Source organism: Nonomuraea sp. NPDC050153, assembly GCF_044460125.1.
Taxonomy (GTDB): domain Bacteria; phylum Actinomycetota; class Actinomycetes; order Streptosporangiales; family Streptosporangiaceae; genus Nonomuraea.
Genome location: NZ_JBITJQ010000004.1, coordinates 440,848 through 465,909, shown reverse-complemented (window position 1 = coordinate 465,909; position 25,062 = coordinate 440,848). Strand labels below are relative to the sequence as shown.

The 25,062-nt window shown below is 64.2% G+C and carries 23 protein-coding genes; 15 read left to right on the top strand and 8 right to left on the bottom strand.

Going from position 1 to position 25,062, the window contains the following annotated elements; translation table 11 throughout:
* The first annotated feature begins 38 nt into the window (after nt 1-38).
* Together ACIBQ1_RS14240 and ACIBQ1_RS14235 are read left to right on the top strand one after the other, a co-directional pair.
* On the top strand, nt 39-728 hold the full coding sequence (locus tag ACIBQ1_RS14240; RefSeq protein WP_397277433.1) for a transposase family protein: 690 nt from the start codon (nt 39-41) through the stop codon (nt 726-728).
* A complete protein-coding gene (locus ACIBQ1_RS14235; protein ID WP_397277679.1) occupies nt 632-1,351 on the top strand; it encodes an ISAs1 family transposase in 720 nt (239 codons plus the stop codon). The genes ACIBQ1_RS14240 and ACIBQ1_RS14235 overlap by 97 nt, the downstream gene beginning before the upstream one ends.
* A gap of 63 nt (nt 1,352-1,414) precedes the next feature.
* Here ACIBQ1_RS14235 and ACIBQ1_RS14230 read toward each other — a convergent pair whose 3' ends face one another.
* The gene (locus tag ACIBQ1_RS14230; RefSeq protein WP_397277431.1) at nt 1,415-2,335 is read right to left on the bottom strand and encodes a nucleoside triphosphate pyrophosphohydrolase family protein; all 921 of its coding nucleotides are present in this window, start codon (nt 2,333-2,335) and stop codon (nt 1,415-1,417) included.
* 98 nt (nt 2,336-2,433) lie between these two features.
* Between ACIBQ1_RS14230 and ACIBQ1_RS14225 the strand changes: the two genes are divergently transcribed.
* From ACIBQ1_RS14225 to ACIBQ1_RS14210, 4 genes are read left to right on the top strand one after another with little or no spacing between them, the layout of a single operon-like run.
* The gene (locus ACIBQ1_RS14225) at nt 2,434-2,670 is read left to right on the top strand and encodes a phosphopantetheine-binding protein (protein WP_397277429.1); all 237 of its coding nucleotides are present in this window, start codon (nt 2,434-2,436) and stop codon (nt 2,668-2,670) included.
* The gene (locus tag ACIBQ1_RS14220) at nt 2,667-3,092 is read left to right on the top strand and encodes a helix-turn-helix domain-containing protein (RefSeq protein WP_397277427.1); all 426 of its coding nucleotides are present in this window, start codon (nt 2,667-2,669) and stop codon (nt 3,090-3,092) included. The genes ACIBQ1_RS14225 and ACIBQ1_RS14220 overlap by 4 nt, the downstream gene beginning before the upstream one ends.
* The gene (locus ACIBQ1_RS14215) at nt 3,089-3,997 is read left to right on the top strand and encodes an ImmA/IrrE family metallo-endopeptidase (protein WP_397277425.1); all 909 of its coding nucleotides are present in this window, start codon (nt 3,089-3,091) and stop codon (nt 3,995-3,997) included. The genes ACIBQ1_RS14220 and ACIBQ1_RS14215 overlap by 4 nt, the downstream gene beginning before the upstream one ends.
* Before the next feature lie 57 nt (nt 3,998-4,054).
* Nucleotides 4,055-4,849, top strand: coding sequence for a hypothetical protein (locus ACIBQ1_RS14210; protein ID WP_397277423.1), 795 nt, complete (start codon nt 4,055-4,057; stop codon nt 4,847-4,849).
* A gap of 18 nt (nt 4,850-4,867) precedes the next feature.
* Here the strand turns inward: ACIBQ1_RS14210 and ACIBQ1_RS14205 are convergent, their stop codons facing one another.
* Entirely contained in the window at nt 4,868-5,905 is a 1,038-nt protein-coding gene (locus tag ACIBQ1_RS14205; RefSeq protein WP_397277421.1) for a nucleotide kinase domain-containing protein, read from the bottom strand.
* A 37-nt stretch (nt 5,906-5,942) separates the two neighbouring features.
* On the opposite strand from ACIBQ1_RS14205, the gene ACIBQ1_RS14200 reads away from it, so the two are divergent.
* From ACIBQ1_RS14200 to ACIBQ1_RS14185, 4 genes are all read left to right on the top strand, one after another.
* Entirely contained in the window at nt 5,943-6,341 is a 399-nt protein-coding gene (locus ACIBQ1_RS14200; RefSeq protein WP_397277419.1) for a hypothetical protein, read from the top strand.
* 834 nt (nt 6,342-7,175) lie between these two features.
* Nucleotides 7,176-7,514: a hypothetical protein gene (locus ACIBQ1_RS14195; protein ID WP_397277417.1), complete on the top strand. Its 339-nt coding sequence runs from the start codon at nt 7,176-7,178 to the stop codon at nt 7,512-7,514.
* Entirely contained in the window at nt 7,511-8,056 is a 546-nt protein-coding gene (locus ACIBQ1_RS14190; protein ID WP_397277415.1) for an RNA polymerase sigma factor, read from the top strand. The genes ACIBQ1_RS14195 and ACIBQ1_RS14190 overlap by 4 nt, the downstream gene beginning before the upstream one ends.
* A complete protein-coding gene (locus ACIBQ1_RS14185; protein WP_397277413.1) occupies nt 8,053-8,853 on the top strand; it encodes a hypothetical protein in 801 nt (266 codons plus the stop codon). Before ACIBQ1_RS14190 ends, ACIBQ1_RS14185 begins: the two co-directional genes overlap by 4 nt.
* Before the next feature lie 615 nt (nt 8,854-9,468).
* On the opposite strand, the gene ACIBQ1_RS14180 is transcribed toward ACIBQ1_RS14185, so the two are convergent.
* The 6 genes from ACIBQ1_RS14180 to ACIBQ1_RS14155 all read right to left on the bottom strand — a co-directional run bounded on the left by ACIBQ1_RS14180 (nt 9,469) and on the right by ACIBQ1_RS14155 (nt 13,985).
* Nucleotides 9,469-9,798 carry a transposase gene (locus ACIBQ1_RS14180; protein WP_397277411.1) on the bottom strand — a complete coding sequence of 110 codons (330 nt, stop codon included), beginning with the start codon at nt 9,796-9,798 and terminating at the stop codon, nt 9,469-9,471.
* Nucleotides 9,759-11,018, bottom strand: coding sequence for a transposase (locus tag ACIBQ1_RS14175; protein WP_397277409.1), 1,260 nt, complete (start codon nt 11,016-11,018; stop codon nt 9,759-9,761). The genes ACIBQ1_RS14180 and ACIBQ1_RS14175 overlap by 40 nt, the downstream gene beginning before the upstream one ends.
* Before the next feature lie 67 nt (nt 11,019-11,085).
* A complete protein-coding gene (locus tag ACIBQ1_RS14170; protein WP_397277407.1) occupies nt 11,086-12,384 on the bottom strand; it encodes a tyrosine-type recombinase/integrase in 1,299 nt (432 codons plus the stop codon).
* 2 nt (nt 12,385-12,386) lie between these two features.
* A complete protein-coding gene (locus ACIBQ1_RS14165; RefSeq protein ID WP_387646264.1) occupies nt 12,387-12,617 on the bottom strand; it encodes a helix-turn-helix transcriptional regulator in 231 nt (76 codons plus the stop codon).
* Nucleotides 12,614-12,859 (bottom strand): hypothetical protein, encoded by a 246-nt coding sequence (locus ACIBQ1_RS14160; RefSeq protein ID WP_397277405.1) that lies wholly within the window; start codon nt 12,857-12,859, stop codon nt 12,614-12,616. Before ACIBQ1_RS14160 ends, ACIBQ1_RS14165 begins: the two co-directional genes overlap by 4 nt.
* Nucleotides 12,860-13,535: 676 nt before the next feature.
* Nucleotides 13,536-13,985 carry an ATP-binding protein gene (locus tag ACIBQ1_RS14155; protein ID WP_397277403.1) on the bottom strand — a complete coding sequence of 150 codons (450 nt, stop codon included), beginning with the start codon at nt 13,983-13,985 and terminating at the stop codon, nt 13,536-13,538.
* Nucleotides 13,986-14,473: 488 nt separating this feature from the next.
* Between ACIBQ1_RS14155 and ACIBQ1_RS14150 the strand changes: the two genes are divergently transcribed.
* From ACIBQ1_RS14150 to ACIBQ1_RS14130, 5 genes are all read left to right on the top strand, one after another.
* A complete protein-coding gene (locus ACIBQ1_RS14150; RefSeq protein WP_397277401.1) occupies nt 14,474-15,322 on the top strand; it encodes a helix-turn-helix domain-containing protein in 849 nt (282 codons plus the stop codon).
* A gap of 12 nt (nt 15,323-15,334) precedes the next feature.
* Complete coding sequence (locus ACIBQ1_RS14145) at nt 15,335-15,538, top strand: DUF397 domain-containing protein (RefSeq protein WP_397277399.1); 204 nt, start codon at nt 15,335-15,337, stop codon at nt 15,536-15,538.
* Nucleotides 15,539-15,993: 455 nt separating this feature from the next.
* The gene (locus ACIBQ1_RS14140) at nt 15,994-16,497 is read left to right on the top strand and encodes an SNF2-related protein (RefSeq protein WP_397277397.1); all 504 of its coding nucleotides are present in this window, start codon (nt 15,994-15,996) and stop codon (nt 16,495-16,497) included.
* Nucleotides 16,498-16,931: 434 nt separating this feature from the next.
* Nucleotides 16,932-24,317 carry a LamG-like jellyroll fold domain-containing protein gene (locus ACIBQ1_RS14135; RefSeq protein WP_397277395.1) on the top strand — a complete coding sequence of 2,462 codons (7,386 nt, stop codon included), beginning with the start codon at nt 16,932-16,934 and terminating at the stop codon, nt 24,315-24,317.
* Complete coding sequence (locus ACIBQ1_RS14130) at nt 24,302-24,904, top strand: hypothetical protein (protein ID WP_397277393.1); 603 nt, start codon at nt 24,302-24,304, stop codon at nt 24,902-24,904. The genes ACIBQ1_RS14135 and ACIBQ1_RS14130 overlap by 16 nt, the downstream gene beginning before the upstream one ends.
* The last annotated feature ends 158 nt before the right edge of the window (nt 24,905-25,062 follow it).

Here is a 25,062-nt window from a genome sequence, read left to right as displayed (position 1 = left end):
AGGTCTCGAATCCGAAGATCGTCGCAGGAGTCGCGCTCGTGTCCCCATCTTCCCTGACCAGCCCCCGTCTCATCCCCGCTCTTGACCAGCTCGCCGACCTGGCATTGTGGGAAGCCGAACTGGCCGCCGGCCCGCTCATCGTGGAATCGGCGTTGATGCGACGGTTGGCGACGGTTCCCGACCGCCGCTCGGCCTGCGGATTGCGGCACCCGCTGGTGGTCATCTTGACGTTGACCGCGTGCGCGACGCTGGTGGTCGGCAGTGACGGCGTCGCGGCGATCTGGCAGTGGGCCGCGCGGACCTCGCAAGGGGTGCTGGAGCGGCTGGGCGCCTACCGTGACCCGTTCACCGGCTTGTTCGTCGTACCCAGCGAGAAGACCTTCCGCCGGGTCCTGGCCGGGCTGGACGCCGATGCGCTGGACACGGCGATCAGCGGATATGTGGCCGAGGTGGTCCGGCGCGAGGCACCGGTGCCGCAGATCCCGACACTCCCGGCCCCCTGGAGCGCGAGCAGCGGCGGGCGCTTCAGCGGCAGGTCACCCACCCTGATCCTGCGGGATTGCTGCCCGGCGCCGCGATCGATGGCAAGGTCTGCCGCGGCGCTCGCACCGTCGAGGGTGGACGGGTCTTCCTGGTCGGCGCGATCAGCCACGAGCACGGCGTGGTCCTGGGCCAGTGCCAGGTCCCGAGCAAGCGGGGCGAGGGACCGGCCGCCCGTACCCTGCTGAAGCGACTGGATGTGGCCAAGATGGTGCTGACCCTGGACGCGCTGCACACCGCCAAGACCACCGCGCGCCTGATCACCGAGCAGCTGGGCGCCCATTACGTCCTGATCGTGAAAGGCAATCAGCCGCTGACCCGCGCCGCCACACACGCCCTGCTCACGGGTACCGACGCCGAGTGGGCCCAGACCAGCGCGATCGATGACGACAGCGGGCACGGCCGCACCGAACGACGCACCATCCGTACCGCCGAAGCCGACGACACCCTGTTCCCCGGCGCACGGCAAGCCTTCCGGCTCCGCCGCGACGTCGGCGAACTGGACGGCGCGTGGACCAGCAAGGAGATCGTGTACGGCATCACCAGCCTGCCCGCCGACCTGGCCGGGCCCGCCCAGCTCAACCACTACGAACGCGCGCACTGGGGCGTGGAAAACCGTCTCCACTGGATCCGCGATGTGACCTTCCGAGAGGACCACTCCCAGGTCAGGACAGGCAACGCGCCACGAGCCCTGGCCACCTTCAGAAACCTCGCGATCAGCACAGCCCGCCTGGCCGGCCGCGCCAACATCGCCCACGCGCGCCGCGACCTCCTTGACCATCACGACGCCTTCGCCGTCTACAACACCTGATCAACATGACCGAATCTGACAAAGCGAATCAACGCCGGGGCCCTGGGCTTTCTCCTGGGTGAGTTACTCGACAGTTAGCGTCTGCTGATCCAGGTCGAGATGGAGGTTACCTCCCCTGGTTCCGCGGAGTTGTCGCCAGGCGGCGTATCCGGTCAGAATCGCCTGTTCCCAGTCGGCGGCGCGCAGGATACTCACCTCGAGGTGGGAGGTCATGGCAGCGATGGTTTTGAGTAGCTCGTGGTCTATGTGGTGCACGTTCTCGAAATAGCTGTGGCGGGCGGCGTAGGAGAACACGAGCGCGGAGATGCCCTCTTCGATGGCGATGGCGCGGCCGCCATCCTCGGCTTCGTCGATCTTGCGGTCGCTTTTGCGCTTGCAGCCGAGGAGGAAGCGCGTGACGGGGGACCAGCCCAGGACGGCGGCGTGCGCCAGGTGGAATACGTCGTGGAAGCGGTAGTCGTCGTCGATGTGTGAAGCATTGGTGAGGGGGTCACCGCATGGGGTGCCGTCGTGGGTCAGCACCGCGACAGTGCGGCCCTTGCGGTCGCGCTCCAGTGCGAATTTAAGGGTGGTCTGTCGCGGGAACTGTTCGGCTTCGGGGAAGGTGGCATCGAAATGGGTGCGGTCAGTCTTCGGGGTGGGACGCCACCGGTCGTTGATCTTTACGAGGCTGGCGGCGGCGATGTCTTCCAGGTCGAGGCCGAAGCGGTGCGCGAGAGCTGCGACGTACCACAAGACGTCGCCGAGTTCTTCGCGAAGGTACTGCTTGCCGGAGACCAGACCGGGTCCGTCGCGCAGGTGCTTTTTGTAGGCGGTGGCGAGGGAGCCGACCTCACCAACTAGGCCGAGTAGGGGGACGAGCACGGGGTCGGTCTCGGGGGCGGGGGGCTGCAGGGTTTTGATCGCCGCCTGCTGATAGCGGGCGAAGTCCATGGCTCCTCCTCCTGTCGGGAAATCCAGCATGATGGTCGGCATCGCCGACATGTGTCGTATACTAGAACAGTGATGCCGGAAAATCCGACGAACAGGAGAGTCTCCTGAACGCGATCGAGCCGTCCCTAGAGGACATCGTTGCCGTGGTCGTGGAGTTTCTGGCGCAGCTTCAAGGCCGCGATCCCGATGAGCTGCGCATGGAACTGGAAACGGCCGGCCAGGAGCTGCCGGTCGACTCGATCTTGGTCGTCGAGATCTTGACCCGTATCGAGGAGCGCTATGGCATCGCCATTCGCGCCGACGCCGAGGCCGCCCGCTCCACGCGGTCTGTGTACACCTTCGCCGGCACCGTCCTGCAGGCGATCAAGGAAAGGCAACAATCATGACCCCTTCTCCCGCTGACTTCCGCGGCCGTGACCCTGAGCTGGAAATCCTCGCGGAACGCCTGCGTCGCACTCGTGACTATCTGGGCATGTCCCAGCAGTACGTGTGCGAGATGACCGGGATCCCGCGTTCTGCCATCAGCGACATCGAGCGCGCCGTCCGGCGCGTGGACAGCTTGGAGCTGAAGAAGCTCGCCCGTCTCTACACGCGGCCGGTGTCGTACTTCCTCGACAAGGAGGAGGATGCCGACCTTGGTGAGCACGCATTGGCCGGGCTTCCCCGTGCGCTGGTTGGCTTGACCGATGGAGACTGGGAGGAGGTCATCAGCTTCGCCGAGTTCTTGAAGTACCGGCGTGCGCATGAGCAGGCGTCGGACAAGGAGCATGACAGCGACGACGCGGTGCCTACCGGGCGGGCTGAATGAACTGGAACATCGCCCACCGGATCGCATCGATCGCTGCTGTGCAGGCACACCGTGATCTAGGGGTCGACCGTCACGAGTACGTCGACGTGTACGCCGCGTTGCGCGAGGCCGGGGTGATCGGGATGGCACGACGCATGCCGCGGCTGTTCGGGATGTACGCCTCTCCGCAGGATGATGGGCCCGCAGTGCTGCTCAACGCCAGTCTGGACATCATCGCTCAACGTCACACGGCAGCACATGAATTGGGGCACCACCGCCTGCGGCACGGCACGGCATACGACAAGGAACTGGACCGCTCCTCCCACTGGGGGGACGGTACTTGGCCCGACGAGGAGAAGCTCGCCGAGGCATTCGCGGCCTGGTTCCTCATGCCCCCGCCAGCCTTGCATTCGGCGCTCGGACGAATCGGCGTCGGCCGCCCTCGACAGCCCGAACATGCATACCAGGTAGCCCGATGGCTGGGTACCTCCTACGCGGGCACCGTGCACCACTTGCACCGGCTGCGCCTGCTGACGCGGGAGCAGAAGGCCCTCTGGTTGAAGATGAAGCCGGCCGCTATCAAAGCGACGTTGGCGGACGGAGCGGTTCCCAGCAAAGCGCATGTCCATGTGATCGACACGGCCGCCCATAACACGACTGTACGGGTCGACGTGGGAGACCTCGTCGTGCTGCGGATCCCTGGTGCTCGCTTCGACACGTTGCCCGAAGCCCTTCTTCCCACGAACATCTCGGAAGGGCAGCTGTTCTGGGACGAGACTGCCCCCGCAGCCGCTGCCGAAGTCACCGACGCGCTCAGGGACACGGCAGTTGTGATCGCTCACGTGCCGGGCGCTGATGATGTGCTCCAGTTCACCGTCGCGCGGCAGTCACCACGAGTCGGTGAGCAGCGTCTCTGGCCCACCTGACCGCACCACTCAGGCTTTCCCGCACCCCCCTGGTCCATCACATTCTCAGGAGCAGCGATGCACACCTTCACCATCGCCGAGAAGAACACCTCCCTGGCCTGGACCGCCGCCTGCCGGGCCCTCGATGTGGCCGCTAATCCCCGCCGGGACGGATTCCACACCGTGGTTCGCATCGCCGACGCTACTGCCGAAGATCCGCAGGTGCGTGCCCACTTCGACCGGGTGCGCGACGAGTACGGGTATGAACCCATCGAAACCGTCGCCAACACCATCTTCCCCAGCATGCTGGCCGCCACGTGTTCCTCCCCTGAAGAACTCGTGCGCCGGTACCGGGAGATATACGAGCGGTTGAAGCGTATGGACCGGGGGAACAGAGGTGGGACCTACTTCGGCCGTATCGTGGCTTACCCCGGGGAAGGCGGGCCGGTCAACCAGCTGACCGCCTTAATCGCCCGCATTCGTCTACAGGCCTCAAGCTCAGGGCCGATGAGCGCCGCCTACGAGATGGACGTCGCCCACCCAGACGATGTGGTCCCAGAGGAGACCTGGTCGACGCCGGTGCACGTCGCTGGCAAAGACAACAGGTATCGCGGCTTCCCTTGCTTGAGCCACTGTTCATTCCAACTGGATCGCGACCGCACCCTCCACGCGGTGGCCCTGTACCGCAGCCACTACATGGTGGCCCGCGCCTACGGCAACTACCTGGGCCTGGGACGTCTGCTGGCCTACCTGGCTCAGCAGGCGAACCTGCATCCAGGCAGCCTGACCGTAGTCGCCGGACACGCCCAGATCGAAAACCATGTCACTGCCATTCGCCCAGTGATCCAGAACCAGATACAGCTTTCCGCCTGATCGTAGGAGACGGCGTGCTCATACCGGCTGAGGTTCCTGACCGTTGACACCCCACTTGGGCGGGAACCATGCGGTCAAGGGCGCGGTGTCCGCGCGATACAACTGCTTGATGCGGCTACGCCCACTGATACCCACGACCTCTGGATGCACCACCCGCGCGTACTTGTCGACCTCGCAGAACAAGTTTTGACAGTCGATCAGCTGCAAGGGGCGGCCCCGCAGCCCGGCGAACTGAAGTCCAAGACGGCGGAAGTGTTCCTGCTGCGTGTCCGCCATGTAGCGGATCACCTCGGCTTCGATGCCATCGGCTTCAGAACCGAAGCACTTGCGGATCCCGTCACGGGCCCCCGGGCCGGGAACGACGAAGTCCATCTCTGAGAAGGACATCTGTGCTGCGTAGTTGAGGTCGATCAGGTACTGGTAAGCCAGGAAAGGGCCAACCGCCGGGAAGTCCAGCAATATCTCGTATGCCTCACGCATCGAAGCGGACTGCTGCACCCGCTCCGGCGCCCCCCGGTCCATCATCAACTCGACGAGCCGCAGATGGTTGCGGTGCTTGCGTTGCTCCCCCAGCGCTGGCGGGGGCGTGATGTAGGCCGCAGAGTACAGCCGTTCTCCCGCCGCGAACGCCTTCGACAGCACGCAGTCCACTGCCCGAAAGTCGTACCCGCTCCAGGTCACCTCGCCTAGGTGCTTCTCGAGGAGTTGCCAGGTCTGGATCTTGTTGAAGACCTTGAACAGCAAAGTACGAAAGAACACTTCCCACCAGTCTTGATCTCCCCGATAGGACACGTGGCCGATCAAGTACTGGCTGACCCGGTCCGCGGCACGGAAGCAGTTTGTGAAGCGGTGCTGTGCCAGCACCGGGTCTTGGCGCGCGGGAGGTGGGGCCTCGCCCAGCCGAGCCAGATACATGTGCTGCCTGATCGCGGCGAAGCGCCAGTAGGTGTCGAACACCGGCGTGGGCCGCAACGTACGCCTGGCGATCCGCACGGTAGCAGGTGGCTCACAGCCTTCCACCTGTGGTGGGGGTTGGGCTTGCAGCATGCGTACCATGTGCTCAATATATATTGAGTATAGGATCTAGGTTGGGATGTCGATGGAACTGCTGTGGCGCGCTCGACGCCGCAACACCCTGATCACGTGGCCTCAGGCTGTCGACGACCGTCTCGAGCGGCTCGTTTCCGCAGGACTCGCGGCCGGCGAGAACATAAGCAGATCCCAATTGCTCGCGGCCCTGGTCGTCAACGCCGAGGTCTCTCCCGGTAACGTCGCCGCCTTGATGCAGGCATATCGCAGCATGAGTGTGGAGGCGTTGGGCGACGCTCTGGCTTCTGCCACCACCGAGGACTGGCCAAAAGTTCGCCATCCAGGTCCGCGCCGAGGTTCACGCCGTCAGCAAGGTAGTCTCCAGAGCGAGGCGGGCGTCGACGATATCAGCGAGCCCAGCGATTCGTCTTGCCGTGACCCCCGGTCGACCGAGCCCCATTAAGGGACCGCCACGGCTCATCGACCGGCGCGAACCGCGCTTATGCCGGATTCCGTCCAACTCTCTCCGACCCCCGGCGCCCCGGCCAAGTCCCCCTCTCGGTGAGCTTGCCACTATCGGGTAACAAGCCTTTCCTCAAGCATCGAGGAAGATAATCGCTGCACAGACTGCTAAAAGGAAGGATGTGTCGGGGGCGCGATCGGCACGGCTGGCCCTAGGCAATGGCGCTGTGGTTCGGCCCCCTGAACGCACAAGCGGCCTCTGCCCGAAGCGCGGAAAGGTCCCAGCGCGTCCTCCGCTCGGCGCCTCACAGGGTAGCTCCGCCCGGGTGTGACGAGGTGGACTGTGCGCCGACCCCGTACGTGTCCCAGGAACTCAACCACGGATTGGCGTCCGGACGTCGGCGCGCACTTTGGCCAGGTCAGTTCTCGCACGGCCGGAACTGGGGCGCAAGCGCGGCATTACCTCCGGCGTGTTCGGGCTGATGATCGCTGTGGTGATCGCCCTGAGCGTGTACGACAACGTCATCGGCATCGCGCCGCTGGACAAGGGCGCCGCCGCTAACCGAGCGTGACCAAGGCACGGACAGAAGCCGGTTCAAAACGCGGTCGCGGGTCATGGCGCCGGCCTGGGCATCGATGTGCGGGTAGTGCGCCGCGACTCGCAGACCGTCGCGTTCACGCCACGCCCAGACGGCGTCGGTTCAAGGAACGCTGGGCTGCTTCGGCCCGAAGATTCTTGGGAAAATTTTCGAGTCACACCCCTACCGCCTGTCTCGTCTCAGCCCCCTTCTTCACGTGACTGTCCAACAGGGCTGGCGATCGCGAGGAGGACGACATGGCCAACCCGGCGAAGGGCCCGGGCGCAGCCCATGGCTTTTGGGCGATGATCATCGCCTGGATTGAGCACCGTGATCGGATGAGCGAACGGGACTACAAGATCAAAAGGAATGAGGGGCACGACCAGGCCGTTGCCGAACACCTCACCCGACTCTCAGAGGACGTGATCGAGTACGTGGCCGAAGACGTCGACGGAAACCGCAGGACCTTCGTCCGCAGAACGCCCCTCAGCGCCTCATCGGACACTCACAAAGTGATCGTAATCCATCCGGGCGGACCGTCCATCGACGTTGCTCGCACTGGGAACACCGCCCAAGAGAGCGAGCGCGGCGCGTGACACCCACCGACCCAGACCACGAGGCGTTCATCCGCGCATACGTGGGCAGGCTTCACAACTACCTGAAAGGCTGCGGGTTCAAGGACTCGACGCTGATCAGCGAAGCAGTCAACGACGCATTTATGGCTGCGAAGGTTGCGAGAAACCGCGGAAAAGACCTGCGTGATCCCTTCTCCTACCTGAAGACGGTTGCTTACCACAGCGCTTGCAAACAAGCCGGGAACCAACCAAGCAGGGAACTGCCCGATCAAGAGTACTTGGAGCAGGTTGTCGACTCGCATCCCTCGGTGGTCGAGCTGTTACTTGAGAGCCAGCAAGTCCAGCAATGGCTGGGCCAGCTCCCTCCCCGACAGCGTGAGGTCGTCACCTTGCGCTACCTCGCGGACTACAGCGTGCTCGAGGTAGCAGGAAAGCTAGGGATCGCGCCACAAACCGTGAAGGAAATAGCCAGAGACGGGTGCAAGAACCTTCGCAGAATCGTGATGAGCCAACGTGAAATCGATAGAGGCAACGAATATGGTGAGAAGGGGGAGGGACAGTGAGCGACCAGCACAATGAACTACATGACCGTGATCCCCTGCTCGAAGACGGCATCGAGCAGCAAGTCGCGATGGTTCAAGCCGCCCTCGCCAAGCTAGAGGAAGACCCAGCAGAAGCAGCTCGCATAAATGCTCTCGTCGATGAGATCGACGCGCTTGACCCAGTCAGCGAAGCTGAGCCCAAGACTCAACTCCTAGGCGCGCACTCTCCCGTTAAGCTAATCTTCAATGGCAGCGGTGCTCGGCCGAAAATCATCGTCGCCCTCAAAGAAGATGGTCAACCGTTCGTCGATGTCACCGTCGAGTTCAATGGGGCGGATGCTCAGCCAGAGATCGTCGTCCGCTCCGACCAGTCGCTCCAAGAGGCCGCCGCGTCGCACGAAGCCCAGCGGAACGAGGGGCGAGAAATCCACAGTGGCCCATCACTCGCGAAGCCGCAGCTCACGAGAACGAAGCCGCGGCTGCCACTTCCGTCGGCTGCCCCTCTTGGGCTGGTGGCTGTGATATTCGCCGCTATCAGCGTCATCATCGTTTTCATGGCCCCGAACTTGGGCTCCGTGCAGGCAATCGGCACAGCTGCCGTTTTTGGTGCTGCGTCCGTTTTCTATCTTGTGGTGAACACGATGATGCTGCATAGCTCTCATCGCCATGCGATCCGCCAAGGGGAATCGGGATTGCGTCTCCTGGGCCTGCTCCTCAATCGCCAGCAGCTCGGGAAAGGCGGAAGGGTTGGCTACGGAAAAATCGAGAAGGGCGGCTTCGGAGGACGCGGAAGGCTGTCGCTGACACGAAAAAGCTGAATGCCTCCGCAACTGCTGGCTGGAGGGCTGACCACTTCGATTCAGCCCTCCAGCACCCCCTCTTGCTGACTGCTCCAGCACGAACTTGTGCTCGGCCCAACACCTCCAGATTTGGACAGGGAAGATGTCCGATATGTCGGTAGCAGGGGCCTGGTGCGGCACCCCCACATGGAGCGGATTGAGCGGTTCGTCAGGCCGAGAAGCCACTGGCAGGTTCCGGAGGCGTTCGATGATGCTGAGGCCGTTCTCGACGCCACCTCGTCAGCTCCGTCTAGAGGCCCCTCTGGACCTCGCATCGCCTCCGGTTACGCGGACTAGCGATCTCTGCATTCGTCCTGATCCTCTTCCAAGGTGGGTCTATTGCCGAGCGCACCATCCAGCATGTCGTGCCAGAGCTGGTCCTGACCGTCGATGCACTTGGCGTAAACCTTCAGCCCTGATCTTTCACGATCATGACGGACGCCCCTCCGTCGCATAGATGATCTTGCTGGGTGTGGTGTGACGGGGTTCGGGCATGCCGAGAGCCCGGCTGGGTGTGCCGGGTGTGCCCGTGGTCTCCCCTGGTGGGCTGGCAGGGCGGGGCCTTTCATCTCGTCGGGTCCGTGTTTGTGCTGGTCAGGGTGGGGATAGCGAGTGGCTGAGCTGTCGGACCCTGGTCCAGGCGAGGATGAGGTCGCCGGTGTGGGGGTGGTCGTCGGGCAGGCGGAGCAGTCGTTTCCGGGCTCGCCGGACCAGCCGGGCCGGGACGTGGAGGAGGGCTTGGCGGATCCGGCCGGGGGTGGCCTTGCGTAGCTGCTCATGGTGGTCCAGGGTGAGCAGCCGTAGGTGGGCGAGCAGGTCGGCGGCCAGGGCGACGGCGGTGCACCAGGCCTGGTTGGCGGCGAAGCGGTAGAACGGCAACGTCTTCAGGCCGAAGGTTTTGGCGTCCTTGACGTCGTCTTCCACGATGGCGTGGTGGCGGGCGAAGGCGTCCAGGCGGGGGTAGTGGTGACCGGGCAGGTCGGTGGCGATCGCCTGGAAACGCCGGCCGCGCTTCCTCTCCGCCTCGCTGGCGTTTTGTGATGACGCGGGTGCAAGGGTTCGGTACGCGCCAGGATCCGCATGCCGCCCGGCCAGCCATCTGCCAGGGTGAGCAGGCCGGTGATCTCGGTGACATGGGCGCCGGGCCGGACCGTGCCCTCCGGGGTGATCGCCGCTGCCCAGACGTCGGCGGGGACCTTGGCGATCGCGCGCCGGACCGGCTCGGTAACGTCGAACCCGACGCAGTAGCGCCAGTCATAGCCGTGTCCGGCGGCGGTGGTCTTGATCCAGGCCAGCAGTTCCTTGGTCGCGCCCGCGCCGTCGATGCGGAAGATGACCTTCTTGCGTCGGCGGGCCGGGATCTGCGCCACCACCGCGGCGGCGACCTCGATATTGTCCGCGGCGGTGTTGGCTCCCGCGTTTCCCTCCCGCAGCCGGACCACAGCCAGCTCGCCGGTGTTGGCGATCGAGCCCAGCAGCGGGTGCATGCCGAAGATGTGCTTCTTCCACGTCGCCGCCGCGCCTTGTTTGCCGGAGTGGCATTCGACCAGGCTGGAGTCCAGGTCCACGACGATCCACCCGTCCCAGACGTGCCCGGCCACCTCGACCTGCGGGAATCCTTCCGGGCGGGCGGCCAGATGCTCCCAGATCAGCCGCCGATGTGCGGCCCGCGCTGCGGCGATCGCTTCCAGGGCCGCCTGGTCGACCTCGTCGAAGGCCCGCCAGGCTGTCACCGGTGAGGCGACCGGGCCGATGACCGGCCCGGTCTGGGCCACCTGCCGTATCGCTCCCGCCACCGAGGTGGCGCCCAGCGCCAGCCCGACGGCCATGTCGACGAGCACCTGGCCGCGATCATGGCCGGGCGCGAAGCCTTTTTTGGCCAGCGCCGCCGATAGCCGGCCCCGCAGGCCCGATCCCTCGGCCAGCAGCCTCAGCAGCGGTACTCCCACCGCGCCGATCAGGCCGGATCCACCGCCGGTCAGCTCCAGCCCGCCTGCCCACCGGCGGGCGCGTTTATCCAGCTTGCGCCGTCGCCGCTCGGTCCTGACACGCTTGATCTTCCGCCGCAACCCGGCGGGTGCCGTACGCTTCACCTTGAAGGTCCCGGTCTCCTGCATGAACTTGATCTCGACAATCCAGATCATGCCAGGTCAGAACGGGACCTTCGTCATGATGTGACGCTACGTAGCGGATGCCGAATGGCTCGCGAATTCATGAGGTCAGAAGTACTTCGACACTGTGGCCTGCCCACTGCGCTACCTGAGTGGCGGGCACCCCGGCATTGAGACGCAGTGATACGCCAGCGTGGCGCAGGTCGTAGGGCCGCTTGGCGAGTTGGGAAGCGACTTGCGGCGGCGTCAATGCCAGAGTGCGGGCCGTCTTCCAGGTGCGGACGTAGCCGGACTTGTAGAGCACGCCTCCGCGTTCGGTTTGAAACAGCCGGCCATCCGCGGCTACGCCATGGCGTTTAATGTGAGTGCGGAGGATGGCAACCAGCACGGGCGGGATCGGGATGATGCGCTTTGCCTTGCGCGGACGCCCTTTGAGGCCGCGCTGTTCGTGGGCTTGGCCGTTGTCGGTCCACTTGGTTCCTACGGTCGGAGCGGAACCGCTGAGCAGGAGTCGTCCCCAGCCCTTCTCAGGGAGCGTGCAGTCTTCCCGATGAAGGGCCGCTACTTCACTCGGCCGCATCATGGCGTAGTACATGCAGGCGAAGTACGCGACGAGCCGATCCCCGCGTCGCCATCCGGCGTAGCTGACGGCGGTGAGCAGCTCGTGCACCTGCTTTGGAGACGCCACCACGGCGGGGTCTACCTCCTCGCACACTTCGGCCTCGGGTGCCTTCCAGTCGAGTTCTTCGCTGAGCGGGTTCTTGGCTAGGCGCTTCTTGAAGACGGCGTAGCGGAGCACATTGAAGAGGACACGACGACGACGGCTGTAGTAGCCCGGAGAAGCGGCTGTACCGTCAAGCTTGCGGGCGCAGGCGTCCAGCGCGGTCGTGATGCGGTCGTACTCGGCGAGATCAGTCACAAGAACGGATGCCTTAGCGATCCACGCGAGAGCCTCGGCGATCTCGTCAGGCTTGTCGGCGTTGCGGTGCTGCTTGTTGAACGCCCACTGGTAGAGGGCGGAGCGCAGAACCCGGGGATACGGCGCGCCGCGCCGATCACGAACCAGGAGCGGTGTCACCGCCGCGAGGGTTTCGGCGATCGAGATGCGTTGCCTACCGGACACCTTCGACCAGCGGGTGTCCACGAAGTCACAGGCATGGGTGTACCAGGTGACGGAGCCGTGCGTGCGGTTCTTGGAGTCGGGCATGCCGGTCTTAGTGTCGAACGCCTCGCCGTTCTGGGTCGCCTTCTTCAGGTCGGACCGGAAGCTGTCCGCGAGTTCCCAGGTGGCGAAGTGCTCCGTGAACACCTTGCCTTCCACGACCCACCGCACCATGTGATTGTTGAGGCCGTCTTTCCGGGTGGAGATCTTCCAGATGCGGACGTTGTAGCTCTTCATAGTCAGCTTGCCCTCCGGGTTTCGGCCAGCGAGTCGAGCCAGGATTCGAAGTCACGGCGCTTGATGCGGAGTTCGCCGTTGGGTAGCCGGTGGCAGCGTGGGGCCACGCCGAGGGCACGCCATCGCTGCCAGGTGCGGCGCTTGACGTCGAGTTCGGCGAGCAGTTCTGGAACGGTCATCCAGATGCCGGTGCGGTTACTGGCGTGGGCGATGCTGATGGCGGTGGGCTTCACGGGCGCATCCCTGTGTGGCTCGGGTCGTGCAGGCAGGGGTGGACGGCGTAGGCGGGCGAAGGGCGACGGCCGGGGCCAGTGCGAGGTGGCTCGGGCTCACGGCGGATCCAGCCGAGCTGTTCCAGGAGGTCGAGCGGTGTCTCCAGTTCGCCCACCTTGCGGAAGCGGTTGCGAGGCAGGGCGGTGAACGCCTCGCGGACGGTGAAGCGTGCCGTACCGGTGCGGTGGAGCCAGGCGTGCACGGATTCCGCTTCCGGAGCGGAGACCAGGACGCCTTCTCATGGTCCGGGTTGGCGGAGCGCATGGGCGTCGTCAGCGCAGACCACACCCCCTCAGTCTGTTGACTCGGGCGGCAACGCGTCCGCCGTCAGGCCGGCACAGTCGCGGCAGGCTCTTCGGGATGAGCCGGAGAACGGCACAGACCAGCCGGTGAAAGGTAGAGGGCGCACGAGTTCGCCGCAGAGACTCTTTTCCTCGCCCTCCCACACCGCGTGCTGAACGATGCGCGAACCGCTACCGGTGAGGCCAGTGACTGGGCTGGCCTTTCGTCTCCGAGGACCGATCCCGGGACCCAGATGGGTCAGGTCATCCAAACCCACCGACCAGCGCCGTATACCCTGAGGGCACTCGGACCTTGGGGTATCGAGTTCGACCAAGGCGCGCTTGCCGAAGTGCGACACCGCCACGATCACCCCGCACTCGCCGATCAGCGACTTGCACGCCCGAGTAGCTGGTGGGCTGTGCTCCAGCCCCGTGATCTTCACTTGGCTACCTGAAGTCAAGGGGCCGTTCATGATCGACCATCGACAGATGGAGCGATCCAATCCGGCTGCTCGCAGCCGGAGCCCTGCGATGTCAGACGCGGGCTGCCCTGACCACCGGCCGGGCCTACCCCTCCGGCTCGCCAATGGAGAGCCATCATGTCTCGGCTTCGTCTAGGGAGACGCTCATGGTCGCGGCCAGAGCGTCTTCGGAGGTGAGCACCTCAGCCCATACGGTCTTCCACCTGAGGGGCTTCAGACGTATGCCCCATCGTTCGGACAGGAGCTCCACCAGACGCAGCCCGCGACCGTGACATGCGTAGTCACTGACCGTTCGGGGACGGGGGAGGGTCACGGATCCCTCATCGATCACTTCGATGCGGACAAGCGCTTTGTTGACTTCGGTCACCTCGGCGGTGATCAGGCCGCCGGGCCGTGCCGATCGAGTGTGCAGGACGGCGTTTCCCGCCAGCTCGCTGGTCACTAGCTGGGCGTTGTCGATGTTGCGGTGCCCAGCCACCGTTAGCACCCGTCCAACGAAGTGCCGAAGCAGTGGCACTGACCAGGGCTCCCCGGGGACGACCAGTTCAGCGAGGAATCTGCTCACTGCGCCGCCTTCCAGAGCCGTTGGAAACCGGCATCGCTGATGTCCGCCCATCGCTCACGTCCGCGCCCCCAGGTGAAGACGCATTGCCCCTCTCGGATGGCGGCCTGCACCCGCAGTTCTTCCGAAGTGGAGGCGCGTGAGACGAGCACAAAGGGCTCGTCTTGCTTCCGCAAGACGAGCGAGATCGAGAGGGCCACGCCGGCCTCTCGCATGGACCATGCCAGTTTCCCCAGGCAGACATACTGCTCTTCCTGAGGCGTACGTCGTCTTTGAGGTATTGGCATCTGTGATGTTCGCGCCCGGGGCCATCGCACGGGTTCATCCACCCTTCATCGCCGGGGATCGAGGGCATGCGCGCGTAGCGGACAGACGACGAGGCGATCACCAATCGCCACGCTCCGGCTACGCAAAGCCATCGTGCATGAGCATCACTGCAAATGCAATACTGCACCTGCACTTCGCGACCAAGGTCGGCTACGCTGTCCGACGTGGCACGCTATAAGGCCCCTACGACCCGCCTGAGGCGACTTGCTCTGCAGTTGCGCCAGCTCAGGGAGGAAACCGGCCTCAGTCATCAGCAGGTGGCCAATGAGACAGGACTGGTGGCGTCCACCCTGTTCCGCCTCGAAACGGCCAAGACCAAACCGCAACTCCGCACCCTGCGGACGCTCTGCGACCTCTACAGGACTTCGCCGGAACGCCGGGAAGAGTTGGAGGCCCTTCTCCGGGCGGCGTCAGAGGAGACTTGGCTGCAGCCCACCGCGGAATACCTGCCTGGCCCGTACGCCGCGTACATCGGCTTCGAACGAGAGGCGTCCGCCCTCCACAACTTCGAGCCCTCCTTCGTTCCCGGTCTGCTTCAGACGGAGGCGTACGCGAGGGCAGTCATCGCGGGCTCGGCGCCGAAAGCGTCTCCGGAAGAGGTGGATGGCCGAGTGGCGGCGAGGCTGAAGCGCCAGGAGCTGCTGACGCAGCAGGAACCACTGACCTTGGACGCCGTCATCGATGAAGCGGTGCTGCACCGGTTGGTCGGAGGTAAGGCCGCCATGCGTACGCAGGTGGAGTACCTGAGGGAGGCGTCGCGCCGGCCGAACATCAGACTGCAAGTCATCCCGTACGAGACCGGGGCTCATCCCGGGATGCACGGAAGCTTCGCGATCCTGCGCTTCGAGGAAGCACAGGACGTCGTCTACATCGAGTCGAGCACGAACGACCTCTTCTTGGAGAGTCAGGAAGATATCGGGCGATATAGCCTTATGTTCACGGACCTGCAGGAGTTGGCCCTCGGCCCAGAGGCGACAGATGCTCTGTTGGCCAAAGTGCTGGAAGAGGACTGAGAGGAGGGCTTAATGGAAGAGATTGGCCTGACCGGAGCCGAATGGCTCAAAAGCAGCTTCAGCGGGGGCAACGGTCAGTGTGTCGAGGCTGCCGACCTTGGCACGCACATCGCGGTCCGACACAGCCTCGATCCCGAAGGGCCAGTGGTGCTGTACACCCGCTCTGAGTGGGCGGCATTTACCGCTGGTGTCCGCAACGGAGAGTTTGACTTCTGACGCCGCTATCCAATCTGACCGTGCCCGACTCATGAAGGGAAAGCGTCCCAAACAGCTGGTCTGCCTGGCCTCGGAAGAACTTGGCCACGTCGTGCGCACGATCTTCGCCTGAGACCATCTTGCCGCCAAGGAGGGCGGAACTACCACACACTACTGCTCGCGGTATGAGCAGAACCTCCTCATCGTCGCCGAGCAGGGTCAACCTTGGACGTCCACGGCTGCGCCGAGTCGGCAGGCTGACTCGCTGAACTCGGCTCCACGGTGGTCGAGCCAGGCCGACCGACTTAATCCATGTCGCCCTGACAGAAAGGGCTCGGCTACGGCACGACGAGCGCCGGCGGCAGCTCGTGGACGTCAGCCCGTGCTGCGGGCGGGAACGCGGATGGTGTTCGAACCCGGCCAGCGGGTACGGCTGCCGCGAGGCCCTGCGGAATGGGTCACCGTGGACTTTGCTCATGTGGACGCGCGGGCTGTGGGTTCTCTACGTCGGTGTAGACGGTGAAAATCTCTTTCACAAAGTCGCCCTCACCAGCGATGAAGCCTCAAGTGTCTCTGTCCTCACTCCCGACGGTGGCGTTCCATCGGAGCGGGCGCTGGCGGCCATGTGGAGTAGTTGGTGTCGGTCGCAAGCGCGTCCCCCGAATCCACCCTCCGACCGTATGCCCACCAGATCAGTGCGGTGTATGGGAGCGATGCTCCCGCAACCACAGCTTCGCTTCCTTCTCGCGGACGAACCAGGTACGGGAAAGACCATCATGGCGGGTCTGTACCTGCGGGAGATGCGGCGGAACGGGCTGATCCGCCGTGCTCTTGTGGTCGCTCCGGCTGGATTGGTGTCCAAGTGGCAAGCGGACTTCGACCACTTCTTCGGAGCTGGTCTTCGTCCCCGGCTCCTGAAACGCCCAGACGCCGGGATGTACGCAGAAGACACCCTCCGGGTTCACCCCTGCCGACATTAGGCGCCATCCGAATGGGGCCAGCCGGGCTGAGGGCGTGACCGGCCGTTCGATGCGGCGCCGCCGAACAGTCGGAATGGGGCACCCCTGGCCCTCACCAGCCAGTACGACCTACCGTAACGATCGCGCCTCGCCGAATGGGAGCTCTCGCACTGGCGCTTTTAGACGGTGAGTCCTTGTAGTGGATCCTGTCTGACCGTTAACGGAGTGTCACGTACCAAATAAGGCTTGTTTCCGATTTGTGATGATCGTGCGTCTTGTCGGGAAGGTCGGGATTTCTTACGTTGATCGTCGGCTAGTGATCAGCTCCGAGCCGTTCGGGGGCGCTTGTCGCCGCGGCGGAGAGTGACGTTTAGCGCCCTTGTCGGTGTTCTTCGTTGTGGTTCGGAGTGTGATGGCGCATGCGCCGGTTCTTGTCATGGCCTCGTCCGGTTGGAATGGTTGTTGCGCTGGCCGGTTTGGCGCCTGGTCTGCTGGTGTTACCGGCGCAGCCAGCCGTGGCGACCTCCACGGTCGCGGCGGTTGAGGACGGTAGTGCGTCGTCGTTGGTGATGCCGGAGCAGATGGCGGGGTCTGCTGCGGGATTGCCGTCGTTGCTGTCGGCCACGCAGGTTTCGGCGGTGTCAGCGCCGTCGGATGGGTGGCGGTCAGAGGTCAAGGCGCCAAAGGGGGCGGTGCCGGCGGAGGATCGAACCACCGATTCGGCGCCCGCTGCGCCGGAGACGGCTGGTTTGCCGCCGGGAGTGGCTAGGGCGGAGGCGGCAGATCGGTCGGTGCTGGCCGTGCCGAGCTTGGTGGATGTGTATCCGAAGTCGGGGTATCTGGTTGATTCGTTGACGCCGTCGTTGCGGGCGTGGGGGCAGAGCCTCAGCGGCAGCGCGCTGTCGTATTCGTTCACGGTGTGTGATGTCGAGTCGATGTCTGGCACCGGGTGCACGACGTCGGGGTATGTGGCGGGCAACGGCAACAGCTGGACCGTCCCGGCGGGGAAGCTGGCGTGGGGGACGCAGTACTGGTGGACGGTCACGATCCGGGATCCCTCCGATTTCTCGACGACGACGTCGCCAGTGCTGACGTTCACGACCGGTGTGCGGCAGCCGGCGGTGACCTCGCAGCTGGCCAGTTCGGGTGTGGCGGGGCAGGAGTTCAACCAGCAGACGGGCAACTACAGCACCACCTCGACGGACTTGCAGGTGGCGACAGTGGGGCCGCCGCTGTCGGTGGTGCGTACCTACAACAGCATGGATCCGCGTACGGACGGCATGTTCGGGCCGGGTTGGTCGACGCGCTGGGACATGAAGATCGTCAAGGAGGTGCGCGGGACCTCGACGTCGGCGTTGGTGACCTACCCGGATGGGCGGCAGGTGCGCTTTCGAGCTAATGGAGATGGGACGTTCCAACCGCCGCCCGGCATGTACGCCACGCTGACTGAGGAGAGCGGCGGCACCTGGCGGCTGATGGACAAGGCAGCAGCCACCTACCGGTTCGACGCCCAGGGCAAACTGACGTCGATCACGGACCAGCGCAATCGGGCACAGCAACTGACTTACGACACCGGAGGGAAGCTGGCCAAGGTGACCGGGGTGGGTGGCCGGTCGGTGACGTTCACCTGGCAGGGCAACCAGGTGGCGACAATCTCCAGCGACCCCGTCGATGGCCAGGCCCTGACATGGAATTACAGCTACGACCAGGGCCGGTTGACGCAGGTGTGCGCGCCGGTGGCGGCGCCGAACTGCACCACGTACGAGTACGGCGGCGGGTCGCTGTATCGCAGCAACATGCTCAACTCCGACCCGTTCGGCTACTGGCGGCTCGGCGAAGCATCCGGCACCAGCAGCGGGGAGGACCTCGGCAGCGGCGCCGGAGACCTCTCCTACCAGGGCATCACATTGGGGCAGCAGGGCGCGCTGGCCGGCACCACCGACACCTCCGCTATGTTCGCAGCAGGGTCGGTGGTGAAGCTGCCCTCCAATACGATCCCGCATCTGGGGGATCAGGTCTCGGTGGAGGCATGGTTTAAGACAGCCCAGTCCGGGGTGATCATGGCTGCGGGCACCAGCGAGAGCAGCGGCCTGGCTAAGGGCGCGATGCTGTATGTGGGCACCGACGGCAAGCTACGCGGCTCGCTGGACGCCGTCACCTCCCCGATCACCTCCACCAGCGCGGTGAACGACGGCCAATGGCACCACGTGGCGCTGACAGTAGCTGGGCAGAACCAAACGCTGTATCTGGATGGTCAGCAGGTCGGCACCATGACAGCCGCGGTGACGGCCTGGCGGCCGTACGCGACGATAGGCAACGGGGTCACCGATCCGGCTAAATCCCCGGCTGTACCCGCCAGTGCACAGGCGTTCCCGTTTCGGGGGCAGCTGGATGAGGTCGCGCTGTATGGCAAGCCGCTGACTGCGGCCGAGGTGCAGACCCACTACGCTGCTCGCACGGGCGCGCCACACAAGCTCACCAAGGTCAACCTGCCGTCTGGGCGGGTCTGGGCCGCCAACACTTACGACGACAAGACCGACCGCATCGCCACCCACGTCGACCAAAACGGCGGCACCTGGAAGATCGGCACGGTTGGGATCGAGCAGCAATCCGGCGAGGCCCAGGTCACCGTGACCGACCCGGACAACAACACGCTGGTCTACCTGTATGACGCCTGGCGGGGCTACCGCATCCGCGGCGAGACTGACCAGCTCGGCTACACCACCTGGCACGAGTACGACCAGGCGGGCTTCTTGACCAAGGTGATTGATCGCAATGACATCGCCAATGAGATCTACCAGGACAAGCGCGGCAACACTCTCGGTCGGCAGTATTGCCGCGCAGCGGGCGAATGCGCGATCGAATTCTGGACCTACTACCTCAACGCCAACGACCAGTTCGACCCGCGCAACGACCGGGTGACGGACTACCGGGACGGCCGCTCGGCCAGCGACACCGACAATACGTTCGCCACCACCACTGAGTACAACAGCTACGGCGAGCAGACCAAGCAGACCACCCCGGCCACCACAGACTTCCCGCAGGGCCGCTCGGAGAGCACCGCCTACACCGACGGCACCGAGCCCGCCGTGGGCGGTGGCACCACCCCGGCCGGTCTGGTGAAGAGCAAGGCCGACGCTCGAGGCAGCGCTTGGCAATACCGCTACACCGCCGCCGGTGACCTGGCCGAGCAGACCAACCCCGAAGGGCTGGTCGTCAAGCTGGACTACGACGCTCTGGGTCGGATGATCGCCAGCACCCGCGTGTCGCAGGCGGTACCGGACGGGTCGAAGACGACCTTCGTCTACGACGGCCGTGGCAGGGTGGTCACCACGACCGCGCCGGGGGTGAAGAACGAGATCAGCAACGTTACCCACACTGCGCAGACCCGTATCACCTACGACGCTGATGGCAACGTGCTGACCCAGACGGCTGACGACCTGACCGGGGGCGAGCCAGACCGGCTGATGACCTATGCCTACGACCCGCTTGGCCGGCGGAACTCGATCACCGACCCGGAAGGCGGGATCACTCGGCAGGACTGGAACACGCGAGGCCAGATTGTCCGCACCACCGATGCGCGTGGCACGGTGATCGAGCAGGCATACACCAAGCGCGGTGAGCTGTACACAAGCACGCTGAAGGGCTGGACCGGTAGCCCTGTCAACCCGCAACCGGCCACGGACGTACCTCTGGAAGCCAGAGGCTACGACCCGGGCGGACGACTGACCTCCACCGTAGACGTGATGGGCCGCAAGACCACCAATGTGTACTGGAGGGACAACCGGCTCAAGGAGCAGATCGCCGACGACGCCAAACTGAACGGCTCTGCCACGGCCCGCGATGTGGTGGTCGCAGCCGAGGAGTACGACCCTGCGGGCAACCTGATCGAGCAGATGGCTGGCAACGGCACCACCATCACCCTCTTCGAATACGACGAGGCCAGCCGGCTCATGACCCGAGTTCTGGACCCGGACAGGTTGGAGCGGGTCACCGAGTTCGTCTATGACGCGAACGTAAACGTCACCAAGACCACCCGCACAGCAGCCGGCAGCAGCCGCACCGAGACGACCAGCTACGCCTATAACAAGATCAACCAGCAGACTAAGCAGACCATCGAGAACGGCACCCTGGACATCGTCTCTACCACCAGCTACGACGATCGTGGTCTGGCCGTCGCCAGCACCGACCCGCGAGGTAACGCCGACGGTGCCACTGCGGCCGACTACACCGCCACGATGCGCTATGACGTGCTAGGACGGCTGGTGGAGACGAAGGCGCCGCAGGTGCAGGTGGACAAGAACGGCACCACCGCCCCGGCCCGCCCGTCCAACCTTGCGGGTTATGACACTGTGGGCAACCAGACCCACCAGCGTGATGCCGAGGGCCGCACCTTCATCTCGACCTTCGACAAGGCTGGGCGGCAGACCAGCAGTACTGCACCCACGTACACGCCACCGGGTGCAAGCGCGATCACGCCGTCGGTCCAACATTCTTATGACGCGGCCGGGCAGCTCAAGAGCACGACCGACCCGCGCGGCTACGTCACCACATTTGACTACGACCAGCTCGGTCGTCAGGTCCGCGTCACCGACCCCGCCCTCGACGGCCAGACCGCTGGCACCTGGGTGACGGAATACGACCTGGCAGGGGAGACGCTCGCCACCGTAGACTCGACCGGCGCTCGCCAGCAGGCGACCTACGACGACCTCGGCCGTCAGATCACCGCCACGCAGATCGAACGCAGGCCCGCCAACGCCGCCTACACCACCACGATGGAGTACGACGACGCGAGCCGGCTGATCAAGCAGACCGCACCGGGCAGCAAGGTCACCAGCTTCACGCACAACGCAGCCGGTGAGACCATGACGGTCACTGACCCAGCCGGCAAGACCAGCATGGACTACGACCTGGCTGGCCGTCCTGTCAAAACGACGGACCCGAACGGCAACGCGACGACCGCCGAGTACGACCTGGCCGGTCGCAAGATCGCGACAAAGGACCTGGACTCCACCGGCGCGGTGCTGCGCACTCACGGCATGGATTACGACCTCGTGGGCAACCAGACCAGCTCTATCTCGCCCGAAGGATACGTCGCTAAACAGACGTTTGACGCGCTGAATCGTGCCACCTCGCTGGTGGAGCCGGTGTCGGCGAGTAAGTCGATCACGACGAGTTTCGGTTATGACGCCAATGGCGCGCGTACCCGACTCACCGACGGGCGGGGTAACGCCACTTGGACCAGCTATAACAGCCTCGGGCTGGCCGAGACGGTGACAGAGCCGGCCACAACCTCCCACCCGGACCTGGCCGACCGCACCTGGACGCACATCTACGACGCCGCGGGCAACCAGACGGCCACCATCCAGCCGGGCGGGGTGCGCACTGACCGGACCTACGACCACCTGGGCCGCCTCACCAAGGAGAGCGGTGCAGGCGGTGGCGCCACCACGGCGGAACGCACGTTCGGCTACGACCTGGCCGGCCGACGCACCACGGCAGGGGACCTGACAGTCGACTTTAACGACCGTAGCCTGCCGCTCAAGGTCTCGCGCGGCACTACTCAGGAGACCGCCTACACATACGACGCGTTTGGCAACCCCACCCAACGCATCGATGCCGCGGGCACCGCCACCTTCACGTGGGACACTGCCGACCGGTTGAAGACAACGACGGATCCGGTCACAGGCCGCACCCTCACCTACGGCTATGACGCAGCCAGCCGGCTGAAGACCGTCACCGCGACCGGTGGCACGGCTAGCACGCTGACCTTCGACTACGACAACGTGAATCGGGTCACCGGCCAAACGCTGAAGAACGGCTCTGGCACCCAGCTGGCCAAGATCACCTACGGGTGGGACAAGGACGACAACCTCACCACCAAAACCACCACAGGCACCGCGGGAGCAGGCACCAACGCCTACACTTACGACCATGCTGGTCGGCTTACCTCCTGGACCGCACCGGGCGGCGCGGTGACCGCGTATGAGTGGGACGCCTCCGGCAACCGCACCAAGGCCGGGAACGCGACGTTCACCTATGACGAGCGCAACCGGCTGACTAGCGGCGACGGCACCGACTACACCTATACGCCGCGCGGCACCCTGGCCAGCAGTACCAAGGCGGGCGCCACGACGAACTACACCTTCGATGCCTTCGACCGTCTGACCGCCGACGGCGACAGCCTCTACAACTACGACACTCTCGACCGCATGACCAGCCGCATTCGCGGCACCGCCAAGCAGACCTTCTCCTACGCAGGACTCGGCAACGACCTGGCCGCCATCACCGACAGCAGCGGCGCTGTCCAGGCCAAGTACGCCCGCGACCCCGGCGGCTCACTGCTCGGGCTCAAGGAGGGCACCGGCGTGGCCATGGCAGCGCTGAGTGATCTGCACGGTGACGTGGTGGCCACCTTCACCACCACCCTGCAGAGTTCTGCCGCCTACGACCCGTTCGGCAAGGTCGCCGCTCAGACCGGCACCAAGGCGCAGCTCGGTTACCAGGGCGAGTACACCGACCCGGACACTGACAAGGTCAACATGCACGCCCGCTGGTATCAGCCCGGCACCGGCACCTTCACCAGCCGCGACACTGCAGCCCTCAACCCCAGCCCGTCAGTGCAGGCCAACCGCTACACCTACGCCAACGCTTCACCTGTCACCGGCACCGACCCCACTGGCCACTACACGGTCATCGGCGGCGGCTCCATCGCCACCCCAGGAAACTCCTCCTCCTCAGGCGTCGACTACCAGACCGCTACCAGCATCTACGCCCAACACGGCATCATCATCGGCGGCGGCAATAGCAGCAGCAAGAGCGGCGGGGGCACGTGCATCGGAAGCTGCTACGGAGGCGGCGGCGCCGTGGAGGTTTGCACTGCCTGTGCCACCGCAGGCGAGGCGACTTGGAACTTCGCCGAGGACGGCGCTATGGACTGGTACTTCGAGAACTATGTCCTGCCGAGTCTTCCCTCCTTCAGCGACGAGGAGGCTAAGCGAATCGGCGTGATGACGAACGGAATGACGGCTCCAGCCGACTACTGGGAAATGTCTGCCGAGGAGCGTGCCTCACTCACAGATTTCATCTCGTGGGTCAACTTCGTGAATCCTTCGATCACGGAGGAGGAGTTGCTCGGCATCACTCAAACTGTGTCATATTCGGAAATGGGGGGCCCGGCTGGCTCCAACGCCGCCTCCAATACTCCGAGCAAGCAGTCTGTTTATGATAAATACAAGGCGATTGTCAAGTATCGTGGCGATATCGCAAAGGCCGCCGATAAGCACGGGATCAGCAGATATGTTCTCGCGGCAGTGCTCATGTGGGAGAGCACGCACGCGACAGAAGGCCTAGGGGTAGGTGCCTTTGTGTCACTAAAGGAAGAGGGGTGGAACGCGTCGCTCGGCGTTGGTCAACTGGAGGCCTACAAGGCTCGATGGATGCTCATCAAGTACTACAGTCATGAAAGGGACTGGACGAAAGCGACGTTGAAAGATGTTGCAAAGCAGCTGTTCAATCCGGTCAGAGCTATTCATATAACTGCCGCCTGGATGAAGCATCTCAAGCAGAACATTTTCGTTACAGACGCGGGCAGTGGGGTCACTCGTCATATCAGCGATAAAGAGGCCGCGTATGCTTACTGTGGATGCTCCGGAGTGGTGTTCAGGAACAAGGACGGGTCGGTCAACTACCCGGTTCCGAAATATGACAAGTTCCGCATCTGGGTGCAAAGTGAATATAAGTACCTAGACTCCACGAATGCAAGCAATGCAATCCAGCGCAAGAATGATCTGGACAGAATGCTAGCGCCAGGCACTGGCGAGGCTTGGATATTCATGTGATAAATCGGATGGGGGCGGCTTTGGTTACGGTTGGTGTCGGCGGCAGGGGAACTCGCCGCCAAGGCACAGAAGATCATGTGCTGCGAGGCAGGGTGTGGAGGCTGGCTGCTCTGTTCGTTGGAGCAGTTTCCTTCATCGCCGGATGCGGAGCGAACGATCCGGCTGCTTATCAGATGACTACTGCTACTCATCAGGTGGCTCTTGCCACTTATCAGGTGCCTCCTGCCGCGCTTGATGAGGTACGGAGCATTGGGCTGGTACAGGCAGAGTCCAGTGTAGAAGTAGACATGGACGACTCGGGCGAGTTCGCGAATACGTTCGTCATCGACCTTGGCAGTGCGAGCGCCAATGCGGCGACCGGAAAAGCGGCCAGCCTCCTCCGTGAGCGTGGATGGGAGATAATCGGTAAAGAGCGGCCGTGGTTTATCATGATGAAATCCACTAAATGGAACACTTTTTTGGCTATCGATTCGTTCCAGTCTGTGCATTTAGCGAGCCATCCGGACATCTTGAAGACGCTCAAGAACACGTCCGCGAAGACCGAAGCGTCTGTGATTATAAATGTCGAGGTGTATCAGGGGGGCTAACCTCGATCTTTCGTGCGTCCAGCGGCGAGAGTACTCCACGCGAGTGGACCCTTCGATGAGGCCAGGGCGTGATCGTGGACCATGTGTGGACCGTCCATTGCCTTGATCGAGTGACGTCAGTGCATAGCGCCTGGTCGGAAGCATGTCTACGGGTAAAC

Excerpts from the sequence above, each read along its gene's own strand:
- ACIBQ1_RS14230 (WP_397277431.1), bottom strand. The coding sequence starts at position 2,335 with ATGTCGGCGATGCCGACCATCATGCTGGATTTCCCGACAGGAGGAGGA.
- ACIBQ1_RS14220 (WP_397277427.1), top strand. The coding sequence starts at position 2,667 with ATGACCCCTTCTCCCGCTGACTTCCGCGGCCGTGACCCTGAGCTGGAA.
- ACIBQ1_RS14215 (WP_397277425.1), top strand. The coding sequence starts at position 3,089 with ATGAACTGGAACATCGCCCACCGGATCGCATCGATCGCTGCTGTGCAG.
- ACIBQ1_RS14210 (WP_397277423.1), top strand. The coding sequence starts at position 4,055 with ATGCACACCTTCACCATCGCCGAGAAGAACACCTCCCTGGCCTGGACC.
- ACIBQ1_RS14205 (WP_397277421.1), bottom strand. The coding sequence starts at position 5,905 with ATGGTACGCATGCTGCAAGCCCAACCCCCACCACAGGTGGAAGGCTGT.
- ACIBQ1_RS14200 (WP_397277419.1), top strand. The coding sequence starts at position 5,943 with ATGTCGATGGAACTGCTGTGGCGCGCTCGACGCCGCAACACCCTGATC.
- ACIBQ1_RS14195 (WP_397277417.1), top strand. The coding sequence starts at position 7,176 with ATGGCCAACCCGGCGAAGGGCCCGGGCGCAGCCCATGGCTTTTGGGCG.
- ACIBQ1_RS14175 (WP_397277409.1), bottom strand. The coding sequence starts at position 11,018 with ATGATCTGGATTGTCGAGATCAAGTTCATGCAGGAGACCGGGACCTTC.
- ACIBQ1_RS14170 (WP_397277407.1), bottom strand. The coding sequence starts at position 12,384 with ATGAAGAGCTACAACGTCCGCATCTGGAAGATCTCCACCCGGAAAGAC.
- ACIBQ1_RS14145 (WP_397277399.1), top strand. The coding sequence starts at position 15,335 with ATGGAAGAGATTGGCCTGACCGGAGCCGAATGGCTCAAAAGCAGCTTC.
- ACIBQ1_RS14140 (WP_397277397.1), top strand. The coding sequence starts at position 15,994 with ATGTGGACGCGCGGGCTGTGGGTTCTCTACGTCGGTGTAGACGGTGAA.
- ACIBQ1_RS14135 (WP_397277395.1), top strand. The coding sequence starts at position 16,932 with ATGGTTGTTGCGCTGGCCGGTTTGGCGCCTGGTCTGCTGGTGTTACCG.